Raw genomic sequence first — 617 nt, 5'->3', positions numbered from 1 at the left:
GCTCCAAATTTATAGTTGTCATCGTACTCAACGGTGACGAATGCGACACTAGCTCAGTTGATTGAGCGCAGCTTTGCCGAGGTTGAGGTCACGCCTCTCTGTTTATGAATAGGGAACCTCGTGTGTCGCTCCAATTATAGCCTTCATCGTGCTTAACGGTGGAAAAATGCGACACTAGCTCAGTTGGTAGAGCGCAACCTTGCCAAGGTTGAGGTCACGAGTTCGAACCTCGTGTGTCGCTCCAAATCTCCTTCAAATGCAATGTCATTTGAATAGACCTAACGGTCACCGCTCTTTAGCTAATGCTGCGAAGCATGAACCCCAAAATATAATTAAAAGTCCTCCTACTGAACAGGTGGGCATTTTTATGCTTACTCCCCCATATCTCAGCGCGAGAGCGCTCAGGAAATATAGATAGCAAGCTTTGCGCTCGCTTGACTCTGCACATCCGTCAACAGACTTATCCACAGAAATACTTTTGTGGATAACTTGGTGGGTAACCTGATTTTTATCCATGTATAACACTTGACTAAAACGATCTTTCAATTTTCTAAAGTCTAAATTTTAATGCAAATAGTATCTTAAGTTATTGATTTTATTTGTCTTTGTGGGTTTTT

Annotated in this window: 1 tRNA gene; it reads left to right on the top strand. The window is 42.5% G+C overall.

The features are described from left to right. The first annotated feature begins 168 nt into the window (after nt 1–168). Nucleotides 169–244 (top strand) — tRNA-Gly (locus QTO00_RS20600). Nucleotides 245–617 lie beyond the last annotated feature (373 nt).

Source organism: Vibrio sp. M260118 (genome assembly GCF_036533755.1).
GTDB lineage: Bacteria > Pseudomonadota > Gammaproteobacteria > Enterobacterales > Vibrionaceae > Vibrio.
The sequence above is the reverse complement of the archived record's forward strand: the minus strand, read 5'-3'. Positions and strand labels throughout refer to the sequence as shown.